This is a genomic window from Streptomyces swartbergensis (assembly GCF_002148965.1).
Classification (GTDB): Bacteria; Actinomycetota; Actinomycetes; order Streptomycetales; family Streptomycetaceae; genus Streptomyces; species Streptomyces swartbergensis.
In genome coordinates this window covers 1-2993 of the sequence record NZ_NGFN01000573.1, presented here as the reverse complement: position 1 = coordinate 2993, position 2993 = coordinate 1, and the positions used below count along the sequence as shown (strand labels likewise).

Below are 2993 nucleotides of genomic sequence, written 5' to 3'. Positions count from 1 at the left end.
GATCAGGTGCGGGGGCGGAAGCTGCTCCGGGTCCCGTACTCAAAAGGGTTCGCCTCCTTGCGACGACTACGGCTTACAGATGCGCGAGTTTCTCCAGCACGGGGGCGGCGGCGCGCAGTTTGGCCCACTCGTCCTCGTCGAGGTTTTCCACCAGCGTGGCCAGGAATGCGTTCCGCTTGCGGCGGCTCTCCTCGAGCATCGCCTCGGCCTGCTCGGTGCGCGTCACGACCTTCTGGCGCCGGTCCTCGGGGTGCGGCTCCAGACGGACCAGTCCCTTGGACTCCAGCAGCGCCACGATGCGGGTCATCGAGGGCGGCTGGACGTGCTCCTTGCGGGCGAGCTCGCCCGGTGTGGCCCTGCCGCACAGGGACAGGGTGCCGAGCACCGACATCTCGGTGGGGCTGAGCGACTCGTCGACCCGCTGGTGCTTGAGCCGACGGGACAGCCGCATCACGGCGGAGCGGAGGGAGTTCACGGCGGCTACATCGTCGCCATGGCTGAGGTCCGGCATGTTCTTTAGCGTAACTCATTACTCTCGCTAAAGACCACCCGGGACACGCACGGATGCCGTGACCCTGACCACTGAAGCGTGACATCACTCATATGGGTGATCCGGCGGCGGAACGTGACACACCGCACCGAAGGGTGCCGGGACCCTCAGGTCATGGGGACCAGCGTGCTCAGCCTGCGAATAGACCACGAGCTGCTTCAGCGGCTCCGGCACCATGCCGCGAGGAGGGGAATGAGCGTCCAGGACTACGTCGTCCGGACGCTCATTCGAGATGACTTCGACGAACGGTTCCAGACCGCCGTCGAGGAGACGGAGAGGTTCTACGGCTCGTCCGACTCCGAGGACGAGGATCAGGTCAGACCCAGCGCCGGCATCAGGTAGTAGAACGCGAACACCGCCGCCACGGCGTACATCGCCGTCGGCACCTCCCGGCCCCGTCCGGCCGCCAGGCGCAGCACCACGAAGGTGATGAAGCCCATGCCGATGCCGTTGGTGATCGAGTACGTGAACGGCATCATCACCATCGTCACGAAGGCCGGGACGGCGATCGTGTGGTCCGCCCAGTCGATCTCCTTGACCGAGCCGGCCAGGATCAGGAAGCCGACCGCGAGCAGGGCCGGGGTGGCCGCTTGGGAGGGCACCATCGTGGCGACCGGCGTCAGGAAGAGGGCGGCGGCGAAGAGACCGCCGGTGACGACGTTCGCGAGGCCGGTGCGCGCGCCCTCGCCGACACCGGCCGTGGACTCGACGAAGGCGGTGGTCGCCGAGGAGGAGCTGGCACCGCCGGCGGCGACCGCGAGGCCGTCGACGAACAGCACCTTGTTGATGCCGGGCATCTGGCCCTGCGCGTCGGTCAGCTTCGCCTCGTCGGAGACGCCCATGATCGTGCCCATCGCGTCGAAGAAGCACGACAGCAGCACGGTGAAGACGAACAGCACACCGGTCAGCACCCCGACCTTCTCGAAGCCGCCGAACAGGCTGACCTGGCCGACCAGCCCGAAGTCGGGGGCGGCGACCGGGTTGCCGGGCCACTTCGGGGTGGTCAGGCCCCAGCTCGGCACCTTGGCCACGGCCTCGATCACCACGGCCACGACGGTCATGGCGACGATCGAGATCAGGATCGCGCCGGAGACCTTGCGCACGATCAGGGCGAGCGTGAGCAGCACGCCCAGGACGAAGACCAGGACCGGCCAGCCGTCGAGGTGGCCGTCCCCGCCGAGCTGGAGCGGGACGGTGGTCTGCGCCGCGTCCGGGATACGGGAGACGAAACCGGCGTCGACGAGCCCGATCAGCATGATGAACAGGCCGATACCGATGGAGATGGCCTTGCGCAGCCCGTAGGGGACGGCGTTCATCACGCGCTCGCGCAGCCCCGTGGCGACCAGCAGCATGACGACGAACCCGGCGAGGACCACCATGCCCATCGCGTCCGGCCAGGACATGCGCGGGGCGAGCTGGAGGGCGACGACGGAGTTCACACCGAGGCCGGCGGCGAGCGCGATCGGCACGTTGCCGATGACGCCCATGAGGAGGGTGGTGAGCGCGGCCGTGAGGGCCGTGGCGGTGACCAGCTGCCCGTTGTCGAGCTGGTGACCGTACATGTCCTTCGCGCTGCCGAGGATGATCGGGTTCAGCACGATGATGTAGGCCATCGCGAAGAAGGTGGCGAGGCCGCCGCGGACCTCACGGGAGAGCGTGCTGCCCCGCTCGGAGATCCGGAAGAAGCGGTCGAGTGCGCCGTACGTGGGCCCGGCTCCCGGCTGTTCAGGGGCGGGGACCTTGGCGGGAGCCGAGGAGGACATGTGTTTGGTGGTTCCTACGAAGAGAAGTGGTCAGACACAAACCGTTTCAGTATGAACATATAAGGGCTGGATCGCACATCTGCGCGCGTAGACCTGATTGCCTCGTAAGCTGTCCCCATGGCGAAATGGACCCCCAGACACGAGGCGCCGGAGCCCCTGGAGGGCCCCGTGGTCGCCACCGTCACCGGCGGCACGATCCTGTGGTTCGTCCTCTTCCTGGTCCAGCTCCCCTTCTACGGCTGGTTCGACGACCACGGCCACACGTGGTGGGTGTGGACCTGCCTGGCCGGCGGCGGCCTGGGGCTGATCGGCATCTGGTACGTCCGCAGGCGCGACGCCGCGATCAAGCGGGCCGCGGCAGAGGACCTGACGACGACTCCCCCGGCCGGACAGGGCGTCTCCGACTGACCGCCGCGCGGATACGGCACCGGTCGGCTGAAGCGCTCCACGTCTCCACGTCTTCCCCTGCCCAAGGGCGAGGAATCCGGTCGGCGCGAGCCACGACGCCACGGCCGCAGTGCCGGGCGCTCCGCGCGGGCAGCGCACGACGGGGCGCCGCCCACCCCGGCGCCGTGGCACCGGGCACACGGCCACCGACCGGAAGCGACGGCCGCCACCCCAGCCACCGACCGGAAGCGACGGGCCGCCACCCCGTCCGCCCGGACCCGGCCCGCCCGCCC

At 69.0% G+C, this 2993-nt stretch carries 4 protein-coding genes; 2 read left to right on the top strand and 2 right to left on the bottom strand.

Translation table 11 applies throughout. The features are described from left to right. Positions 1 to 73: 73 nt before the first annotated feature. Positions 74 to 511 carry a MarR family winged helix-turn-helix transcriptional regulator gene (locus tag CA983_RS42200; RefSeq protein ID WP_020273509.1) on the bottom strand — a complete coding sequence of 146 codons (438 nt, stop codon included), beginning with the start codon at positions 509 to 511 and terminating at the stop codon, positions 74 to 76. A gap of 153 nt (positions 512 to 664) precedes the next feature. Between CA983_RS42200 and CA983_RS42195 the strand changes: the two genes are divergently transcribed. Further along, positions 665 to 892, top strand: coding sequence for a ribbon-helix-helix protein, CopG family (locus CA983_RS42195; protein WP_086605927.1), 228 nt, complete (start codon positions 665 to 667; stop codon positions 890 to 892). Here CA983_RS42195 and CA983_RS42190 read toward each other — a convergent pair. Beyond that, positions 862 to 2313 (bottom strand): NCS2 family permease, encoded by a 1452-nt coding sequence (locus CA983_RS42190; protein WP_086605926.1) that lies wholly within the window; start codon positions 2311 to 2313, stop codon positions 862 to 864. The genes CA983_RS42195 and CA983_RS42190 overlap by 31 nt on opposite strands. Positions 2314 to 2430: 117 nt before the next feature. On the opposite strand from CA983_RS42190, the gene CA983_RS42185 reads away from it, so the two are divergent. Next, complete coding sequence (locus CA983_RS42185) at positions 2431 to 2721, top strand: DUF2530 domain-containing protein (RefSeq protein ID WP_086605925.1); 291 nt, start codon at positions 2431 to 2433, stop codon at positions 2719 to 2721. The last annotated feature ends 272 nt before the right edge of the window (positions 2722 to 2993 follow it).

What these genes read in the sequence shown, in the direction of transcription:
- CA983_RS42200 (WP_020273509.1), bottom strand. Translation starts at nt 511, where the DNA reads ATGCCGGACCTCAGCCATGGCGACGATGTAGCCGCCGTGAACTCCCTC.
- CA983_RS42195 (WP_086605927.1), top strand. Translation starts at nt 665, where the DNA reads ATGGGGACCAGCGTGCTCAGCCTGCGAATAGACCACGAGCTGCTTCAG.
- CA983_RS42190 (WP_086605926.1), bottom strand. Translation starts at nt 2,313, where the DNA reads ATGTCCTCCTCGGCTCCCGCCAAGGTCCCCGCCCCTGAACAGCCGGGA.
- CA983_RS42185 (WP_086605925.1), top strand. Translation starts at nt 2,431, where the DNA reads ATGGCGAAATGGACCCCCAGACACGAGGCGCCGGAGCCCCTGGAGGGC.